Origin of the sequence: Nonomuraea sp. WAC 01424, from assembly GCF_003947315.1 — a bacterium.
Classification (GTDB): domain Bacteria; phylum Actinomycetota; class Actinomycetes; order Streptosporangiales; family Streptosporangiaceae; genus Nonomuraea; species Nonomuraea spiralis.
Window position 1 is genome coordinate 413,564 of record NZ_QHHZ01000006.1, and the last position, 16,912, is coordinate 430,475.

The 16,912-nt window shown below is 71.6% G+C and carries 13 protein-coding genes; 11 read left to right on the top strand and 2 right to left on the bottom strand.

What is annotated here, in order from left to right:
• The first annotated feature begins 19 nt into the window (after positions 1-19).
• From DMB42_RS19325 to DMB42_RS19365, 9 genes are all read left to right on the top strand, one after another.
• Positions 20-1,195, top strand: coding sequence for a bifunctional cobalt-precorrin-7 (C(5))-methyltransferase CbiE/decarboxylating cobalt-precorrin-6B (C(15))-methyltransferase CbiT (locus DMB42_RS19325; RefSeq protein ID WP_125636352.1), 1,176 nt, complete (start codon positions 20-22; stop codon positions 1,193-1,195).
• Positions 1,196-1,262: 67 nt separating this feature from the next.
• Positions 1,263-2,108, top strand: a complete 846-nt coding sequence (locus DMB42_RS19330) for a sirohydrochlorin chelatase (protein WP_125636353.1) — start codon at positions 1,263-1,265, stop codon at positions 2,106-2,108.
• Positions 2,109-2,122: 14 nt separating this feature from the next.
• Positions 2,123-3,190 carry a nicotinate-nucleotide--dimethylbenzimidazole phosphoribosyltransferase gene (gene cobT, locus DMB42_RS19335; protein WP_125636354.1) on the top strand — a complete coding sequence of 356 codons (1,068 nt, stop codon included), beginning with the start codon at positions 2,123-2,125 and terminating at the stop codon, positions 3,188-3,190.
• A 37-nt stretch (positions 3,191-3,227) separates the two neighbouring features.
• Positions 3,228-4,241, top strand: coding sequence for an agmatinase (gene speB / locus DMB42_RS19340; RefSeq protein WP_125636355.1), 1,014 nt, complete (start codon positions 3,228-3,230; stop codon positions 4,239-4,241).
• Positions 4,242-4,320: 79 nt separating this feature from the next.
• Positions 4,321-5,553 carry a uroporphyrinogen-III C-methyltransferase gene (gene cobA, locus DMB42_RS19345; RefSeq protein ID WP_125636356.1) on the top strand — a complete coding sequence of 411 codons (1,233 nt, stop codon included), beginning with the start codon at positions 4,321-4,323 and terminating at the stop codon, positions 5,551-5,553.
• A gap of 686 nt (positions 5,554-6,239) precedes the next feature.
• Positions 6,240-8,675 carry a dynamin family protein gene (locus DMB42_RS19350; RefSeq protein WP_260477783.1) on the top strand — a complete coding sequence of 812 codons (2,436 nt, stop codon included), beginning with the start codon at positions 6,240-6,242 and terminating at the stop codon, positions 8,673-8,675.
• Positions 8,672-10,297 (top strand): GTP-binding protein, encoded by a 1,626-nt coding sequence (locus tag DMB42_RS19355; protein ID WP_125636357.1) that lies wholly within the window; start codon positions 8,672-8,674, stop codon positions 10,295-10,297. The genes DMB42_RS19350 and DMB42_RS19355 overlap by 4 nt, the downstream gene beginning before the upstream one ends.
• Positions 10,298-10,435: 138 nt before the next feature.
• Positions 10,436-11,167, top strand: coding sequence for a single-stranded DNA-binding protein (locus tag DMB42_RS19360; RefSeq protein WP_125636358.1), 732 nt, complete (start codon positions 10,436-10,438; stop codon positions 11,165-11,167).
• Between the two features lie 972 nt (positions 11,168-12,139).
• Complete coding sequence (locus DMB42_RS19365; RefSeq protein WP_260477784.1) at positions 12,140-13,255, top strand: GGDEF domain-containing protein; 1,116 nt, start codon at positions 12,140-12,142, stop codon at positions 13,253-13,255.
• 334 nt (positions 13,256-13,589) lie between these two features.
• Here DMB42_RS19365 and DMB42_RS19370 read toward each other — a convergent pair whose 3' ends face one another.
• Together DMB42_RS19370 and DMB42_RS19375 are read right to left on the bottom strand one after the other, a co-directional pair.
• Positions 13,590-13,802 carry a hypothetical protein gene (locus DMB42_RS19370; RefSeq protein ID WP_125636360.1) on the bottom strand — a complete coding sequence of 71 codons (213 nt, stop codon included), beginning with the start codon at positions 13,800-13,802 and terminating at the stop codon, positions 13,590-13,592.
• The gene (locus DMB42_RS19375; RefSeq protein WP_125636361.1) at positions 13,799-14,317 is read right to left on the bottom strand and encodes a carboxymuconolactone decarboxylase family protein; all 519 of its coding nucleotides are present in this window, start codon (positions 14,315-14,317) and stop codon (positions 13,799-13,801) included. The genes DMB42_RS19370 and DMB42_RS19375 overlap by 4 nt, the downstream gene beginning before the upstream one ends.
• Positions 14,318-14,407: 90 nt before the next feature.
• Here DMB42_RS19375 and DMB42_RS19380 point away from each other — a divergent pair, with 90 nt between their 5' ends.
• A complete protein-coding gene (locus DMB42_RS19380) occupies positions 14,408-14,968 on the top strand; it encodes a TetR/AcrR family transcriptional regulator (RefSeq protein WP_125636362.1) in 561 nt (186 codons plus the stop codon).
• Between the two features lie 244 nt (positions 14,969-15,212).
• On the top strand, positions 15,213-16,877 hold the full coding sequence (ettA, locus tag DMB42_RS19385) for an energy-dependent translational throttle protein EttA (protein ID WP_125636363.1): 1,665 nt from the start codon (positions 15,213-15,215) through the stop codon (positions 16,875-16,877).
• The last annotated feature ends 35 nt before the right edge of the window (positions 16,878-16,912 follow it).

The window sequence follows — 16,912 nt, forward strand, 5'->3', positions numbered from 1 at the left end:
ATGAGGACGGTGAGCATTGATGATCACGGTTGTCGGCTGGGACGGCGTCGAGCTGCCGGCCAGGGCCGCGGACAGGCTGCACGAGGCCGAGCTCGTCGTGGGCCCGGCCGCCATTCTCGGCCGGCTCAGGATCGACGGGCGCGCCGCGGACGACGGCGACGTGCTCCAGGCACTCGACGGCCATCTCGAACCCGGCCGGGGCCCGGCCGTCGTGGTCGCCGAGGGCGATCCCGGCTTCTTCGGGGTCGTCCGCGCGTTGCGGGCGCGCGGCCTCCAGCCGGACGTGCTCCCGGCCACCTCGCTGATCACCCGCGCCTTCGCCTGCGCCGGGCTCAACTGGGAGGACGCCCTCGTCGTCGCCCCCACCGGCCCCGCCCAGCTCGGCCGCGTGGTGAACGCCTGCCGCGCCCACCCCAAGGTCGCGCTGCTCGTCGCGCCCGGCGTCGGCCCCGCCGAGATCGCCAGGGAGCTGGCCCCCACCACGCCGCGCGCCCTCATCGTCTGCGAGGACCTCGGCGGCCCCGACCAGCGCGTCACGCACAGCCGCATGGGCGAGGCCACCACCCGGCCGTGGAAGGACCCCGACGTGGTCCTCGTCATCGACCCCCTGCACCGGCCCGGACAGCCGGGCTGGGTGGCCGGGGCGCAGCCGGGCCCGCGGGAGTGGGCGCTGCCGTCCGCGACCGGGCTGCCGGCCGAGGCGCGGGCGTTCATCCTGGCCAAGCTCGGCCCCCGGCTCGGCGACCTGGTCTGGGACGTCGGCGCGGGCGAGGGCCAGATCGCCGTCGAGTGCGCCAGGATGGGCGCGGCCGTCGTGGCCGTCGAACGCGACGAGTCCGCCTGCGCCCGCCTGCGTACCAACGTCCTGGCCCACGGCGTCAAAGTGGCCCTGACCAGGGGACAGGCGCCGCCCGCACTCGAACCGCTGCCCGACCCCGACGCCGTCTTCGTGGGCGGCGGCGGCACCGACGTGGTCGTGGCCTGCGCCGCCCGCCGCCCCCGCGCCCTGGTGTGCGCGCTCAGCACGGTCGAGCAGGTCGCCGCCGTGCTCGACCTGTTGCGCGAGCACGGCTACCGCGGCGAGGGCACGCTGATCCAGGCGTCCGGGCTGACGCTCAACGCCGACGGTTCCCACCGCCTGACCGCCCGCGACCCCGTCTTCGTCGTGCATGCCGGGCCCGTGCACGCAGCGTGACCTGTCCCCCACGGGCACGCATCGGTTATCCTCGCGTGACTTTGTCTACGCACCGGAGAATCCCTCAATGAAGCCGCCGCTCCTGCTGATCGGGCAGGGCTCGAACGATGACGCCTACGCCGCGGAGTTCGGCAGGTTCGTACACCGGCTGCGCTGCCGCCTCGACCACACGGCCGTGGACGTCTCCGGCGGCTACCTCGAACGCTCCACGCCGCGGCTGAGCGACTCCGTGTCGTCCCTGATGGCCAGGGGCCACCACCGCCTCGTCGCGCTGCCGCTCAGCCTCAGCAGGGTGGGGGAGGAGTTCCCCGCCGCGATGGCGCTCGAACAGCAGCGCCACCCCACCCTCATGTACGACTACGGCCGCCCCCTCGGCCCCGACCCGCGCGTGCTGGCGCTGCTGGCCGACCGGCTCGCCGAGGCCGCCGCCGAGATGTCCAGACCGCGGCCGCTGGAGCTGGTCGGCGCCCGTCCCCGGCTGCGCGCCGTCGACGCGCCGGCCGCCGACGACGTCCCCGGGCACGTCGAGCCGGGTGAGACGGCGGTCGTGCTGGTCGGCGAGGGCTCGACCGACGCCGCCGCCAACGCCGAGGTCCACCGGGTGTCGCGGCTGTTCTGGGAGACGCACGCCTACGACTACATGACCGTCGAGACCGCGTTCGTCTCGGTGACGCCGCCCGGCGTGCCAGGTGGGCTCGAACGTTGCCGCCGGCTGGGCGCCAAGCGCGTGATCGTGGTGCCGTACCTGCTGTTCGCCGGCGGGCTGCTGGAGCGCGTGTGGGCGCAGGCGCTGGCCTACGGCGCGGGCCACCCCGACCTCGACATCCGCTGCGCCGAGGTGATCGGCGACTGCGAGACGCTGGCCGACGTCGTGATCGACCGGTACGAGGAAGCGCTCCAGCTCGTTCACTAAGTGGAGGTACGCCCGTGCTCGCCGAGACCCTGGCAGCCATCCGTCCCGCCGATCCCCAGGCACTCGCCGACGCCCGTGCCCACCAGGACCGCCTCACCAAGCCGCGCGGCGCGCTCGGCGCGCTCGAAGAGGTCGCCGTACGCCTCGCCGGGGCGGCCGGCGTCTGCCCGCCGCCCATGCCCGAGCCGGCCGCCCTGGCCATCTTCGCGGCCGACCACGGCGTCCACGCGCGCGGCGTGAGCCCGTGGCCGCAGGAGGTCACGACGCAGATGGTCGCCAACTTCCTGGCCGGGGGCGCGGTCGCCAACGCCTTCGCCGCCCAGGTCGGGGCGTCCGTGACGGTGGTCGACGTCGGCGTCGGCCCCGACCTGCCCGACGCGCCCGGCCTGATCAGCCGCAAGGTCGCGTACGGCACCGCCGACCTGTCCCGCGGCCCCGCCATGAGCGTCGACCAGGCCGTCAGGGCGCTGGAGACGGGCATCGCCGTGGCCCAGGACCTCATCGACGCGGGCGCCCGCTGCCTGATCACCGGCGACATGGGCATCGCCAACACCACCGCCTCGGCCGCGCTGATCTCGGTGTTCACCGGCGCGGACCCGGCCGACGTGACCGGCAGGGGCACCGGGATCGACGACGCGACGCACGCGCACAAGGTGGACGTCGTCCGCGAGGCGCTGCGCGTGAACGGCCTGCCCGGCGGCACCGGCCCGAGCGACGCCCTGCGCGCGCTGGCCGCCGTGGGCGGGTTCGAGCACGCGGCCATCGCCGGGTTCGTGTTGTGCGGCGCGGCCAACCGGGTGCCGGTGATCCTCGACGGCGTCATCGCCGGCGCGGCCGCCCTGGCCGCCGCCGCCCTCGACCCCCACGTCACCGGTCACTGCGTGGCCGGACATCGCTCGGCCGAGCCCGGTCACGCCGCCGCCCTCGACCACCTCGGGCTGCGCCCGCTGGTGGACCTGGAGCTGCGGCTCGGCGAGGGCACCGGCGGCCTGCTCGCGCATCCGCTGGTGTGCGCGGCCGTACGGGTGATGCACGACGTCGCGACGTTCGACTCGGCGGGGGTCACCGAGAAGCCCGTGTGATGATGGGGGACACTCGGAACAGCACGTGAGGTGAGCAGTGTCCCGGTACGGCCCCATGTTCGGCCCCGACATCACGTTCCTCGGCGTCGACCGCTGCGACGTCACGGACCCGGGCAGCTACGCGGACGCCGACGTGGTGATCGTCGGCGCCCCCTTCGACGGGGGCACGTCCAACCGACCGGGCGCCAGGTTCGGGCCGCAGGCGCTGCGCCAGGCGTGCTACCTGCCGCACGACGGGTCCCGGCCGAGCCTGGCGCTGCGCGTCGACGCCCTGCGTGACCTGCGCGTACTCGATGCGGGCGACGTCGAGTGCTACTCCGGCGACGTCGAGGGCTCGCTGGCCGCGATCGAGGACGCCGTGCACAGGATCGCCGCCTCCGGGGCCGTGCCGGTGGTGCTCGGCGGCGACCACACCGTCGCGCTGCCGGACGCGCGCGGCATCGCCAGGGCGTACGCGCCCGGCCGCACCTCGATGATCCACTTCGACGCCCACGCCGACACCGGCGACATCGAGTTCGGCCACCTGCACGGGCACGGCCAGCCGATGCGGCGGCTCATCGAGTCCGGCGCCATCCGCGGCGACAGGTTCCTGCAGATCGGCCTGCGCGGCTACTGGCCCGGCCCCGAGACCCTCGACTGGATGGCGGCGCGGCGCATGCGCTCGTACGAGATGACCGAGATCGTGACGCGCGGGCTGGAGGAGTGCCTGACCGAGTCGTTCGCGATCGCGCTCGACGAGTGCGACCAGATCTTCCTGTCCGTGGACATCGACGTCTGCGACCCCGGCCACGCCCCCGGCACCGGCACCCCCGAGCCCGGCGGCCTGTCGGCCAGGCAGCTCCTCGACGCCGTACGCAGGATCTGTTACGAGCTTCCGGTGGCCGGGATGGAGGTGGTCGAGGTCTCGCCGCCGTACGATCACGCCGACATCACCGCGTTCCTCGGGAACCGCGTTATCCTGGAGGCACTCTCGGCGATGGCCAGACGCCGCAAGGACGATCAGGGCGGGCCTCGCTGGGACCCTTCGCAGCCCCTTCTCGACGGTCGTTGAGTCATGCGCAGCCAACGACACACGGGGAGCCGGTAGGTTTACCTCCGAACACAACCTTCGCGAACGGGAGATTTCCCCCATGGGTCCCTACCTCCTCGGCCTGCGGCTTTCCGGCCGCCGGGTCCTCGTCGTTGGCGGCGGCCGGGTCGCCCAGCGGCGCGTTCCCGCGCTGCTAGAGGCCGGTGCGGAGGTCACCGTCGTGTCGCCCGGTGTCACGCCGGCCCTCGACGACCTGATCGCGGCGGGCCGGGTCACCTGGCATGCCCGGCCGTACGCGGTCGGCGACTGCGACGGCGCGTGGCTCGTCCAGGCCTGCACGGACGACAGGTCCGTCAACACCGCGGTCGCCGCCGAGGCGGAGGCCAAGCGGGTGTGGTGCGTACGCGCCGACGACAAGGACGCCTCCGCCGCCTGGACCCCGGCCTCCGGCCGGGTCGACGAGATCGGCGTGGCCGTCACCGCGGGCGGCGACCCGCGCCGGGCCGCGGGCATCCGCGACGCGATCGTCGAGGCCCTGCGCGACGGCACGGTCGACGCGCGGCGCAGCCGCACCAAGCCCGTCGGCGTGGCCCTGGTGGGCGGCGGCCCAGGCGATCCCGGCCTGATCACCGTACGCGGGCGGCAGCTCCTCGCCCAGGCCGACGTGGTGATCGCCGACCGGCTCGCGCCCCGGGCGCTGCTCGACGAGCTCGCCCCCGACGTCGAGCTCATCGACGCCGCCAAGGTGCCCTATGGCAGGTCGCTGTCGCAGGAGAAGATCAACGAGCTGCTGGTCGACCGGGCCGGACAGGGCAAGTTCGTCGTCCGGCTCAAGGGCGGCGACCCGTTCGTGTTCGGGCGCGGCGGCGAGGAGATGATCGCCTGCGCCCGGGCCGGCATCCCCGTACTCGTCGTGCCCGGCATCACCAGCGCCGTCGCGGTCCCGGTGGCGGCCGGGGTGCCGGTGACGCATCGCGGCGTGAGCCAGGAGTTCCACGTCATCTCCGTGCACGTCGCGCCCGACGACCCCGCCTCCACCGTCGACTGGCCAGGCCTGGCCCGTTCCCAGGGCACGCTGGTGCTGATGATGGCCGTCGAACGGCTGCCGAAGGTGGCCGAGGCGCTGCTTCGAGACGGACGTGCCCCGGAGACTCCCGTAATGGTGGTACAGGACGGTACCCTTCCGACCCAGCGGGCGGTAATCGCACCGCTTTCCGCCGTGGCCGACCGCGTGTCCGCGGCCGGGATACGGCCGCCTGCGATCGTCATCGTCGGCGACGTCGTGCGGGTCGGCCAGGAGGTCGAAATGGTTCGAGCGGAGCGATTGCCGTGAACACGGCCATGGATGACGGGCGGCACGAGTCGCTGGGGGAGCAGACGTTGAGCTTCCGCCCAGTGACGGACGACGACCTGCCCGAACCCGGGAACACCCCGTCCCCGCCCCCCTCACCCGACCCCGAACCCCCCGCGCCCCCGGGCTCCCCTCGTCCTTCCCCGTCGCCTTCCGCCGGTGGCGCGTTCGCTCCGTCCGCATCCTCCGGTCCCGCCGGAGGTCCGTCCTCTCCGGACGCGCCGTCCGCGGGCTCTCCCGGGGGGCGGCCCTCGCTCTTCCAACGACCGTCGTACGCCGCTGATCCCGCCGTACCGAGGGAGCCTGCTGCTGCACCGCGGGAGCCCGCCGCCGTACCGAGGGAGCCGACCGCTGGCCCGCCCACGGGCCCCAGCCTGTTCACCCCGGCCCGCCCCGCCGACCGCCCCAGCCTCTTCACCCCGGCCCGCCCCTCCAACACCCCACCCGGCCGCCCCACCGCGCCCGGGTCACCTGGGTCACCTGGGTCGTCCGGGTCGTCCGGGTCGTCCGAGGGGGACGAAGGGCGTCCGAGGGCGTCCGCCTTCTGGGAGCGCGCCCCCCAGCCCTCAGCCCCCCACCAGGCACCCTCCCCTCAGGAGCCCTCTGCCCACGCGTCCCCGGACGCGGAGCCCGAGCCGGAGGCGCCCGCCGACGCCGCCACGGACGTCGTGCCCGAGCCGGGGCCCCTGAGCGCGAACCCCGAGTCGAACGCCCCGCAAGCCGCCTCCGACCCACCCGCCGCCGAAAACGCGGAACCCCCTGCCGACACCGACGCCGACGTCGCCCTCGACCTCACCCCCGAGCCCGACGCCAACGTCGGCCTCGCCTCCGAGTCCGAGCCCGTCTCCGAGCCGGAGCCGGAGCCGGAGGCCGACCTCGGCCTCGTCCCCGATGCTGGTCTCAGTGGCTTCGACCTCGGCGACTCCGGCTTCGGCGCCCACGCCGACGCCGAGCCCTACGTGTCCGCAGCCGCCTTGGAGACCGCCTCCGACGCGGAGCCCACCGCCGAGACGCATGCCGACTCGGACCCGAGCGCCGATCTGGACGCTGATCCCACCGCCAGCATCCCCGCCGACCTCCAACCCGACGCTGACGCCGTCGCCGAGTCCGCCGATGCCGATCTCGTCGCTGAGTCCGGTGGCGCTGTCGGGTTCCGCGCTGAGGGCGTGCCCGCTGCCGACGCCGACGACAACCCCGCTGCGGTTGGCTCTGGCGGTAGTGCTGAGCCAGAGGGCGCCGACGCCGACCGTACGGACGTTGACGTGGATGCGGCGCTCGGGGACGCGGACCCCGAGCCGGTGGTCGTCGCTGACGGGGGCCCCGGCGTTTTCGCTGACGCCGACTACCCCACCGACCCGGGTGACCCGGCGGACGACGAGGACGGGCGAGCGGACGCGGACGACGTACCGACGTCGGGAGATCCTGAGAGCGGGACCGCCGAAGCGCCTCAGCGGGTCGAGGAGCTGGCCGCCGAGACCGTCGAGGCGTTGACGTCGGCGCTGGGCGCGCTCCGCGAGAGCGTGTCCGACCTGCGGTTCGGCCTCGACCTGCCGGGAGCCGACGAGGCCAGGCAGGCGCGCGCCGACCTGCTGGCCCAGCTGGAGAACTACGTGCTGCCCCGGGTGCGTACCAACACCGCCCCCGCGCTCATCGTGATCGCGGGCTCCACCGGCGCGGGCAAGTCCACCCTGGTCAATTCCTTGGCCGAACGGAACATCTCCCGCACCGGCGTACGCCGCCCGACCACCGGCACGCCCATCCTGGCCTGCCACCCCGACGACAGGAAGTGGTTCACCGAGGGTGAGCTGCTCAGCGGCCTCGAACGGCTGGAGCGGCCGTCCCCCGAGAGTGGCATGGACAGTCTGGTCGTCGTGGCGACCGAGAAGCTCCCGCAGGGCGTCGCGCTGCTCGACACCCCCGACATCGACTCGGTCGTCGAGGAGCACCACGAGATCGCCCACCGTATGCTCGACGCCGCCGACCTGTGGATCTTCGTGACCACCGCCGCCCGCTACGCCGACGCCCCCGCCTGGAGCCTGCTGCGCCTGGCCAAGGAGCGCGGCGCCCGCCTGGCCATCGTGTTGTCGCGGGTGCAGCCCCGGTCGGCCGACGTCGTGCTCAAGCATTTCGTACGGATGTTGACCGAATACGGCCTGGGCGACATCGACCGGTTCGTGATCCACGAGGCGCCCGTCAGCGACGGCAGGCTGCCCGACAGCGAGGTCACCGACCTGCGGCTCTGGCTGGCCGAGCTCTCGGTGGACGAGTCCCGCCGGGCGCAGGCCGTGCACGAGACCCTCAACGGGGTGCTCAACAGCTTCCGCACCCGTGTGCCCGCGCTGGCCAGGCACCTGGAGGGCCAGGTCGCGTTCCGGGGCGAGCTGCGCAGCGACGTGGAGGCCGCCTACCTGGGCGCGCTGGCCGAGATCGACAAGGCGTCCAAGAACGGTTCGCTGCTGCACGGGGAGGTGCTGGCCCGCTGGCAGGACTTCGCGGGCTCCGGCGATCTCATGCGCTCGCTGCAGTTCCGCAAGGGCGGGAAGGCGGCCGGGCAGACGCCCGAGCGGGTGCTGGCGTTCAAGGCGGCGATCCGGACCGGGCTGGAGTCGGTGATCGTCGCCGCCGCCAACCGCGCCGCCGAGGAGGTGGTGGCGCGCTGGCGCCACCGTTCGGAGCTGGGCGTCAAGCTCGCCGAAGGGCTCGACAGCCCGTCGGACAACCTCCTGCGGCACGCCGGGCGCGCCATCGCGTCCTGGCAGGATCACCTGAACGAGCTCGTACGCACCGAGGGTGTGACCAAGCGCTCGGTGTCGAAGCTCGTCTCGTTCGATCCCGACGCGCTCTCCCTGATCTTCACGGTCGCCATGTTCAGCGGCGGCGACGGATCGGGCGTACCGCACCGGCTCGTCAACGCGCTGCTCGGCGCGGAGTCGCTGCGGGGCATCGGCGCCAAGGCGCTCAGTGACCTGCGAGCCAGGATCGGCATGCTGTTCGACGAGGAATCCATGCGTTACGTACACGCGCTCGACTCCGCGGGCATCCCGGACGAGTCCGTCGCAACCCGTCTCTACCAGGCGGCGTACAACCTTGAGGTCGCCCGATGACCACCACCACGCCCCCGAGGGCGGGGCTCGCCCCCAGGCTGTCCGCGCTGAGCAAGGTGGTGGAGCTCGGTCCGGGCCGGCTCGACCAGAAGCTGCTCACCGAGGCCGGCGCGCTGCTGATGCGGGCCGGCGACCGGCTCAAGCTGTCGTCCGAGCACACCGTGGTCGCCCTCGCGGGCGGCACCGGCAGCGGCAAGTCGTCCCTGTTCAACGCCATTTCCGGGCTTGAGTTGTCGCCCACGGGCGTACGCCGTCCGACGACGGCCCGTACCCATGCCTGCGTGTGGGGGCTGGAGGGCTCGGCGCCGCTGCTCGACTGGCTGCAGATCCAGTGGCGTCACCGCTTCTCCCGGGCCAGCGCGCTCGACAAGGGCGACAGCCAGCTCCACGGCCTGATCCTGCTCGACCTGCCCGACCACGACTCGATCCGGGCGCTCACCGACACCGAGGCCGACCGGCTCATCGGGCTGGCCGACCTGGTGGTGTGGGTGCTCGACCCGCAGAAGTACGCCGACGCCTCGACGCACCGGCGCTACGTCACCGAGCTGGCCGGGCACGACGCGGTGACCGTGTTCGCGCTCAACCAGGCCGACAAGCTGTCCGCCGCCGAGCTGGCCGAGCTGGTCATCGACCTCAACGACCTGCTGCGCCGCGAAGGCGTCGAGCATCCGAGCGTCGTACCCACCTCGGCCGTCACCGGGCGCGGCGTCGAGAGCCTCAAGAGCGTGATCGCGACCGCCGCCAGCCGCCGCCGCGCCGCCATCCAGAAGCTGGAGGCCGACCTCCAACGGCTGGAACAGCGGCTCGGCGAGGCCATGCCGCTCGGAGAGTCCCTGCTCGCGCCGTCGTCGGTCGACGAGGCGCGCAGGATGGGGCTGACGGACGCGCTCTGCGACGCGATCGGCGTCCCCGCCGTCGGCGAGGCCATGGAGAACGTCTACGCCGAGCGTTCCAGCCACTGGGTCGGCTGGCCGTATCCGAGGTGGTTCGCGAAGTTCCGTCCTGATCCGCTGAAGAGCCTGCGTCTCGACGACGTCAGCGACGAGATCCGGGGCATCACGACCGGATCGGTGAGCGCGCAGTCCGCCGAGGTGGCCAATGCCGTACAGGCGCTCGCCGACGGGCTGTCGGCCGGGATGGACCCGGTGTGGCGTACCGCCGTCCACCAGGCCGCGCGTTCCAATGCCAGACAGCTTCCGAAGGCGTTGACCGAGGACCTCTCGGAGGTGGCGCCGCGCCTGGACCAGGTGCCCGGCTGGTGGAGCCTGCTCAAGGTGTGGCAGTACCTGCTGGTGGTGGCGTTCGTGGCCGGGGTGGTGCGGCCGGCGGCCGGGCTGACCGTGCCCGCTCAGCTGCCCGCCGCCCTGCAACTGGTCGGCGACGGCGCGGCGCTGCCGTGGGTGGCGCTCATGATGGCGTCCGTACTGGGATTGGGTGCCTTGTCCGGCATCGCCTCGCGCAACTTCGTGGAGCTGGGTGCTTCGCGGGAGCGCGAACGGCTGGAGCGGGAGATGCGGCGCCGGGTGGCGGCGGTGTCGGCGACGATGGTGGTCGAGCCGGTCGAACGCGAGCTGGGCCGTCACCACGCCTTCTACACGGCCCTGCGGGACCTGTCGGGCTGACCGGCCGGTCCGTCCACAGCCTTCCGGCGTCCCGCCGCCGTCATCCACAGAACGGCGTTCGGCCTCGTTGTGGCCGGCCTGCCTCAGGCACCGTGTTCCCAGGTCGCGGGCAGCAGGCCCGCCGCATGGGAGGCACGGATGAACGACATCTACATCACGCTCACCGGCAACGTCGCAGCAGAGCCACGGCAGTACAGCTTCGACGACGGCACGAGGGTCACCTCGCTGAAGGTGTTCACCTCACACCGCTACTTCGACCGGAAGACAGGGCAATGGACGGACGGTGAGCGGGTCTGCTTCACCGTCCGCTGCTGGCGCGCTCTGGGCGACAACGTCGCCGACTGCGTACGGGCGGGGCAGCCCGTCGTCGTGTCCGGCAAGCTCCGCATCCGTGAGTTCGGCGCGGAGGGCGACCGCCGGTTCATGCCGGAGATCGAGGCCAGCGCCGTGGGCCACGACCTGCGCTGGGGCACCGGCGTCTTCACCAAGCCGGAGCGCGGCGGCGGCCTGGGCTCGATGACCAAGGAGATGCGCGAACGCCTCGACGAGGAGACCCAGGATTGGGCCATGGGCGCCAAGCCCGTCCGCACCCCTTCCTCAGCCCTGACCAGCGAGACCGACGACAAGGGCGACAGCCCCGCCCTGGAGCCGTACGTCGAGGCTCTCGTGCCGGACGCCGCTCAGCTGACGACGGCGCCTGCGACAGCGGACACGCCTCCCATCCCTGTAGCAGATGACCCTCATGGCACGGGCACACGAGAGCACCCAGGCCGTGGATCGGGAACGAAGACCGGCACGGTCCGCGTCCTGGGCCCGACCAGCAAAACCCGAACGAAGACGACACAGGTCCCCGAAAAGGCAGCGGCCTGACGTTCCGTGGGCGGTAGGCGCTCGCGTTCACGTTCACAGTGAGCGCCCGCGGACGGCTATCACCCCTGAAGAGGCGCGCGTCCACTGGTGACCTGCTCGGTCGCCGGCAAGACGCGCGCCTCACCGGACCGCACGTATCAGCCCAACCGCGCAGCAGCCGGTCCACGCTGGTGTCCGTCCAGAGGGGTGTGACTCCAGCCGGCGGCGGGGTGATGGGGGGACTACGGCCCGGCAGGTCGCTCTCACCGGCCGCCGAACGCGGTCCACGCCGATGCGCTCGTCAATCGGCAGGACACGTGCCAGGTCCGGCCGGGACACAAGCACGCCTGGACGATTCCCACGGGACGCGAAGGGGTGAACGTCCGGTGAGACAGTCGGCCAGACCTGCGGTGAGGTGCGCCTGCCTGCGGTGAGGTGCGTACGCCCTGCCTGCGGTGAGAGCCCGGCTCGCGGTGAGGGTGCGCGTTCGGAGGGCGGGCCGGGAGGCGGTCGGGCGCAGAGCAGCGGCCGATGAGGTCGGCGTCCCACGTGAGGGGGACAGCCAAGGGGATGGAGGAGGAGGGGGCATCGGCCGTGGCGCGTCTCACCCCTAGGGGGCCGATGGAGTGTTGCCCGAGTCAGATACCCAGGGCATGGGTCATGTCCAAGTCACGCCCCGCACCATGGCTGCTCCTTTCCGGCGCTGCCCGCTCGCGGAGTGAGCAGGCGTAGTCAGTGTCAACGTAGCGGTTCCCATCGCATAACGCACACTCCGCAATTATTGTGTTACACATCGTTAGTCAGGGAGGAGACGAGATGGCGGCGACCAGTCACGCCTCGATCAAGTCTCGCGACGGTGTGTCAAGATTGGCCGGTCGCTGGCCCTTGCTCGGGCAACGCCGCCCGCTTGTGGCTTATTTGTGCGCCATTGTTGCCCTAGATCTCGTCGCGATCACCTTGTTCACGAGATCCACCGATTTCTACTGGCCTGATTTGCTCACTTTCACGGCTCTCATGGCCTGCGGAGCGGTCTGCATCGAGGCCAGCAGGCGACTGGGCATGCCCGCCGGGGTCTCGCGTGACCTGTTGTCGGCGTGGTGGCTGCCGGTCGCACTCCTCCTGCCGCCGGTCTACGCCCTCTTCGCGCCGATCGTGTTGCAGATCCTTCTCCAGGTGCGCGTGCGCGCCACAGTTCTGTACCGCCGGGTCTTCAGTTCGGCGGCCATCGGCCTCGCCGGGTGCACGGCGTCGGTGGCCTTCCATTGGGTCGTCCCCGACCCGTGGGTGCTGACGCGGGGGACCGGGCCGCCGATCGCCTACGCGGTGGCGGCCGCCGTGCTCTTCTCGCTGCTCAACATCGGGCTCATCGCCATCGCGGCGCACACGTCCGACCCTGACGGCTCGTGGCAGGAGGTGTTGTGGAACCGGGAGAGTGTCCTGCTGGACATCGTCGAGCTGTGCCTCGGGGTCACGGTCTCGATCGGCTGCGGGCTCAACCTGGCTCTGCTGGTGCTCGCGTTGCCGCCGGTCGTCCTGCTGCAACGCAGTCTGTTGCACGCGCAGTTGCAGGCCGCCGCCCGTACCGACTCCAAGACCGGGCTGCTCAACGCGGCGGCCTGGCAGCGGGAGGCCGACACCGAGATCCTGCGGGCGCGCCGCAGCGGTGACACCCTGGCGCTGCTGATCATCGACATCGACCACTTCAAGCGCGTGAACGACGCCCACGGTCATCTCGTCGGCGACGAGGTCCTCGCCGGGGTGGCGGCCATGTTGCGCAGGGAGTTGCGAGACTCCGACGTGGTGGGGCGGTTCGGGGGTGAGGAGTTCGTCGTCCTGCTGCCGGGGGCGGACGTCGACGAGGCCCGCCATGTCGCCGAACGTCTTCGCACCCACATCGGACACATGGCCACCCCGGTGGATGATGTGTTGATCAGGATCACGATCTCGGTGGGGGTCGCGCTGATGAGCGTGCACGGTGACGACCTGATCGACTTGCTGGCCGCCGCCGACCTGGCCCTCTACCGGGCCAAGGAGCTGGGGCGGGATCGTGTCTGCATCCCCGTCGTCCAGCCGCCGCAACCACCGTCGCCTGAGGATCAATCGGTCTGACCTGTTTGTCGCCTCGCGTGGGCCTTCGTGATCGTGGCGGTGTACGCCGGACGCCTGCAAGGGAGCTGCGGACGCGCTTGGGGGAGGGGGCTGGCGGTTTCTCTGGGATGGTTCTCGCTTGGGTGGGACGCCCCGTCGGGTCCTCGTGGTGGTTCTCGTTGGGTGGGGTGTTCTGTCGGGTTCTCGTGGTGGGTCTGCCTGAGGTGGGGCGTTCTGGCGGGAGGAGGGGCGGGGCAGGAGTTTAGGGGCGGGGGCAGGCTCCTGGGGGCGTCGCAGGTCAGGGGCCTGCCCTCGTGGTGTTGGTCCGGGAAGCCGGGACGTGCGCCTCGGAGCGTCAGGATGTGAGGACGCCGTCGCAGGTGACGAGCCGTACGGCGGGAGCCGAGACGATCTGGACGTGGGGGACGCCGGGGACCTCGACGTTGAGGTATCCGCCCTCGATCGCGAACCGCACCCCATGCACGGTGGACGTCCGGCGGCCCTCGGAGTCGGTCAGCGTGTAGCCGTCGAGGAGCTCGACCGTGCCGCTGCGCCAGGTGGGATTCATGCCTGTACCTCCGGGAAGTCCAGCTCGGGCTGGGCGAGGTGGTTGAAGTAGTTGGACAGGGTGTTGAGGGCGATGTGGCCCACGATCTCGGCGAGCTCCTCGTCCGTGACGCCGGCGGCCCGTGCGGCGTCAAGGTCGTCGTCGCTCACCGCGCCACCCGTGTTCATGATCGCCCGGGTGATCGCCAGTACGGCGCCCGCGTGCGGGTCGTCGTCGACGCCCTGGCGGGTCCTGGCGAGTTCCTCGTCGGTCATGCCCATGCGCCGGCCGCGCATGGTGTGGGCGCTCACGCAGTAGGTGCAGTGGTTCTCCTGGGCGACCAGAAGGGCGAGCTGCTCCCTGAGGCGGGGGTTGAGCGCGCCCGAGCTCAGGTGGTCGCGTATCGCGAGGTAGCCGGCAAGGGCGGCGGGACCGTTGGCCAGGGCGGCGTACAGGTTGGGGACCCGGCCGAGCTGGCGTTGGGTCTCCACGAGCAGGCCGGCGCTGTCCTCGGTCAGCTGGGGAAGGCGGGGCATGATGTCTCCAAAACGGTACTGGTCGGTTCCATCTGACCAAGACGATACCGAACGGTTCCGTTTTAGGGAAGTTCGGGATAGCGTGGAGGCATGGCCACTCGCGCACGTGAACGACTGCTCGACGCCGCCGAGGACCTCTTCTACGCGGAGGGGATCAGGGCGGTCGGCGTCGAGCGGATCCTGAGCGTCTCGGGGGTCGGACGCGCCTCCTTCTATCGGCACTTCCCGAGCAAGGACGACCTGGTCGTCGCGGTGTTGCGGCGGCGGGACGAGCGGTGGCGGGCATGGCTGGCCGAACGGGTGGACGCCCTCGGCGGCGAGCCGCTGAACGTCTTCGACGCGCTGGCCGAGCGGTTCGCGCGTGCGGATTTCCGTGGTTGCGCCTTCATCAACACCATGATCGAGACGGCGGATCCGGACAGTGCGGCCCATCGGGTGGCGGCCGAGCACAAGGAGCGCGTGCGGGCGTACGTCGCGGGGCTGATCGAGCGGGACGGGCGGGGCGACGCCGGTGAGCTCGCGCACCTGTTCGTGCTGCTGGTGGACGGTGCGATCGTCACGGCGGTACGGGAGCGTTCGATCCAGCCGGCGACGCGGGCGCGCGCCGCCGCCGCGGCACTTCTCGCGACAGCGGGGGCCGCGGTCGCCTGAAGCGGACGCGAGCCCTCGCTCCTCGAGCCCTCGCACCTTGCGAGGTGAGGCGAGGTGAGGGGCGGGCTCCCGCGGCAGGTTCCCGCGGCGGGTTCCCACAGCGGGTTCCCACAGCGGGCTTCTGTGGTGGGCTGCCGCGGCGGGCGTGGGTTGTGGGGGCGGAGGGGTTGCGTGGGGGGAAGTCTGAGGGGCGAAGGGGCTGGGGCGGCGGAAGCCTGTGTGCGCAGCCCCTAAGCTAGGGAGCATGCCGGAGTACATCTACACGCTGCAGCGCGTGCGCAAGGCGCACGGCGACAAGGTTGTCCTTGACGACGTCACGCTGTCGTTCCTGCCCGGAGCCAAGATCGGTGTCCTGGGGCCGAACGGCACCGGAAAGTCGACGCTGCTCCGGATGATGGCCGGCCTGGAGCAGCCGTCCAATGGCGACGCCAAGCTGATGCCGGGCTTCACGGTCGGCATGCTCCAGCAGGAGCCGCCGCTCAACGAGGAAAAGACCGTCCTGGGCAACGTTCAGGAGGGTGTCGCCGAGACCATGGCGATGCTCGAGCGCTACAACGAGATCGCCGAGCAGATGGCCACCGACTACAGCGACGAGCTGCTGGCGGAGATGGGCAAGCTGCAGGACCAGCTCGAGCACCGCAACGCGTGGGACCTCGACAGCCAGCTGGAGCAGGCGATGGACGCCCTGCGCTGCCCGCCGCCCGACGCCGAGGTGAGCAAGCTGTCCGGTGGTGAGCGCCGCCGCGTGGCGCTGTGCAAGCTGCTGCTTGAGGCCCCCGACCTGCTGCTGCTCGACGAGCCCACCAACCACCTCGACGCCGAGAGTGTGCAGTGGCTGGAGTCGCACCTGGAGAAGTACCCCGGCACGGTGCTGGCCGTCACCCACGACCGGTACTTCCTGGACAACGTGGCCACCTGGATCCTGGAGCTCGACCGCGGTCGCTGCTACCCCTACGAGGGCAACTACTCCACCTACCTCGACATGAAGGCCCAGCGCCTCAAGGTCGAGGGCCAGAAGGACGCCAAGCGCAAGAAGCGCCTGGAGGACGAGCTGGAGTGGGTGCGCTCCAACCCCAAGGCCCGCCAGACCAAGAGCAAGGCCCGTCTCCAGCGGTACGAGGAGATGGCGGCCGAGGCCGACAAGTTCCGCAAGCTGGACTTCGAGGAGATCCAGATCCCGCCGGGCCCGCGTCTGGGCACCACGGTGATCAGGTCCGACGAGCTCACCAAGGGCTTCGGCGACCGCCTGCTGATGGAGAGCCTGTCGTTCGACCTGCCGCGTAACGGCATCGTCGGCGTCATCGGCCCCAACGGCGTCGGCAAGACCACGCTGTTCCGCATGATCACCGGTGGCGAGACGCCGGACACAGGGTCGATCACGGTCGGCGACACCGTGAAGATCTCCTACGCCGACCAGAGCCGGGGCGGCATCGACCCGAACAAGAACGTCTGGGAGGTCGTCTCCGACGGGCTCGACCACATCAAGGTCGGCAACGTCGAGATGCCGTCGCGGGCGTACATCGCGGCGTTCGGGTTCAAGGGGCCTGACCAGCAGAAGAAGGCCGGGGTGTTGTCGGGTGGCGAGCGCAACCGGCTCAACCTGGCGCTGACCCTCAAGCAGGGCGGCAACGTGCTGCTGCTGGACGAGCCGACCAACGACCTCGACACCGAGACGCTGTCGTCGCTGGAGAACGCGCTGCTCGACTTCCCGGGCTGTGCCGTGATCACCTCGCACGACCGGTGGTTCCTCGACCGGATCGCCACCCACATCCTCGCCTGGGAGGAAGGGTCCAACTGGTTCTGGTTCGAGGGCAACTTCGCCGACTACGAGAAGAACAAGATCGAACGGCTTGGGGCTGACGCGGCTCGTCCGCATCGGGTGACGTACCGGAAGTTGCACCGCGACTGACGGACCAAGGCGACGAAGAGCGGCGGGCCCCTGGC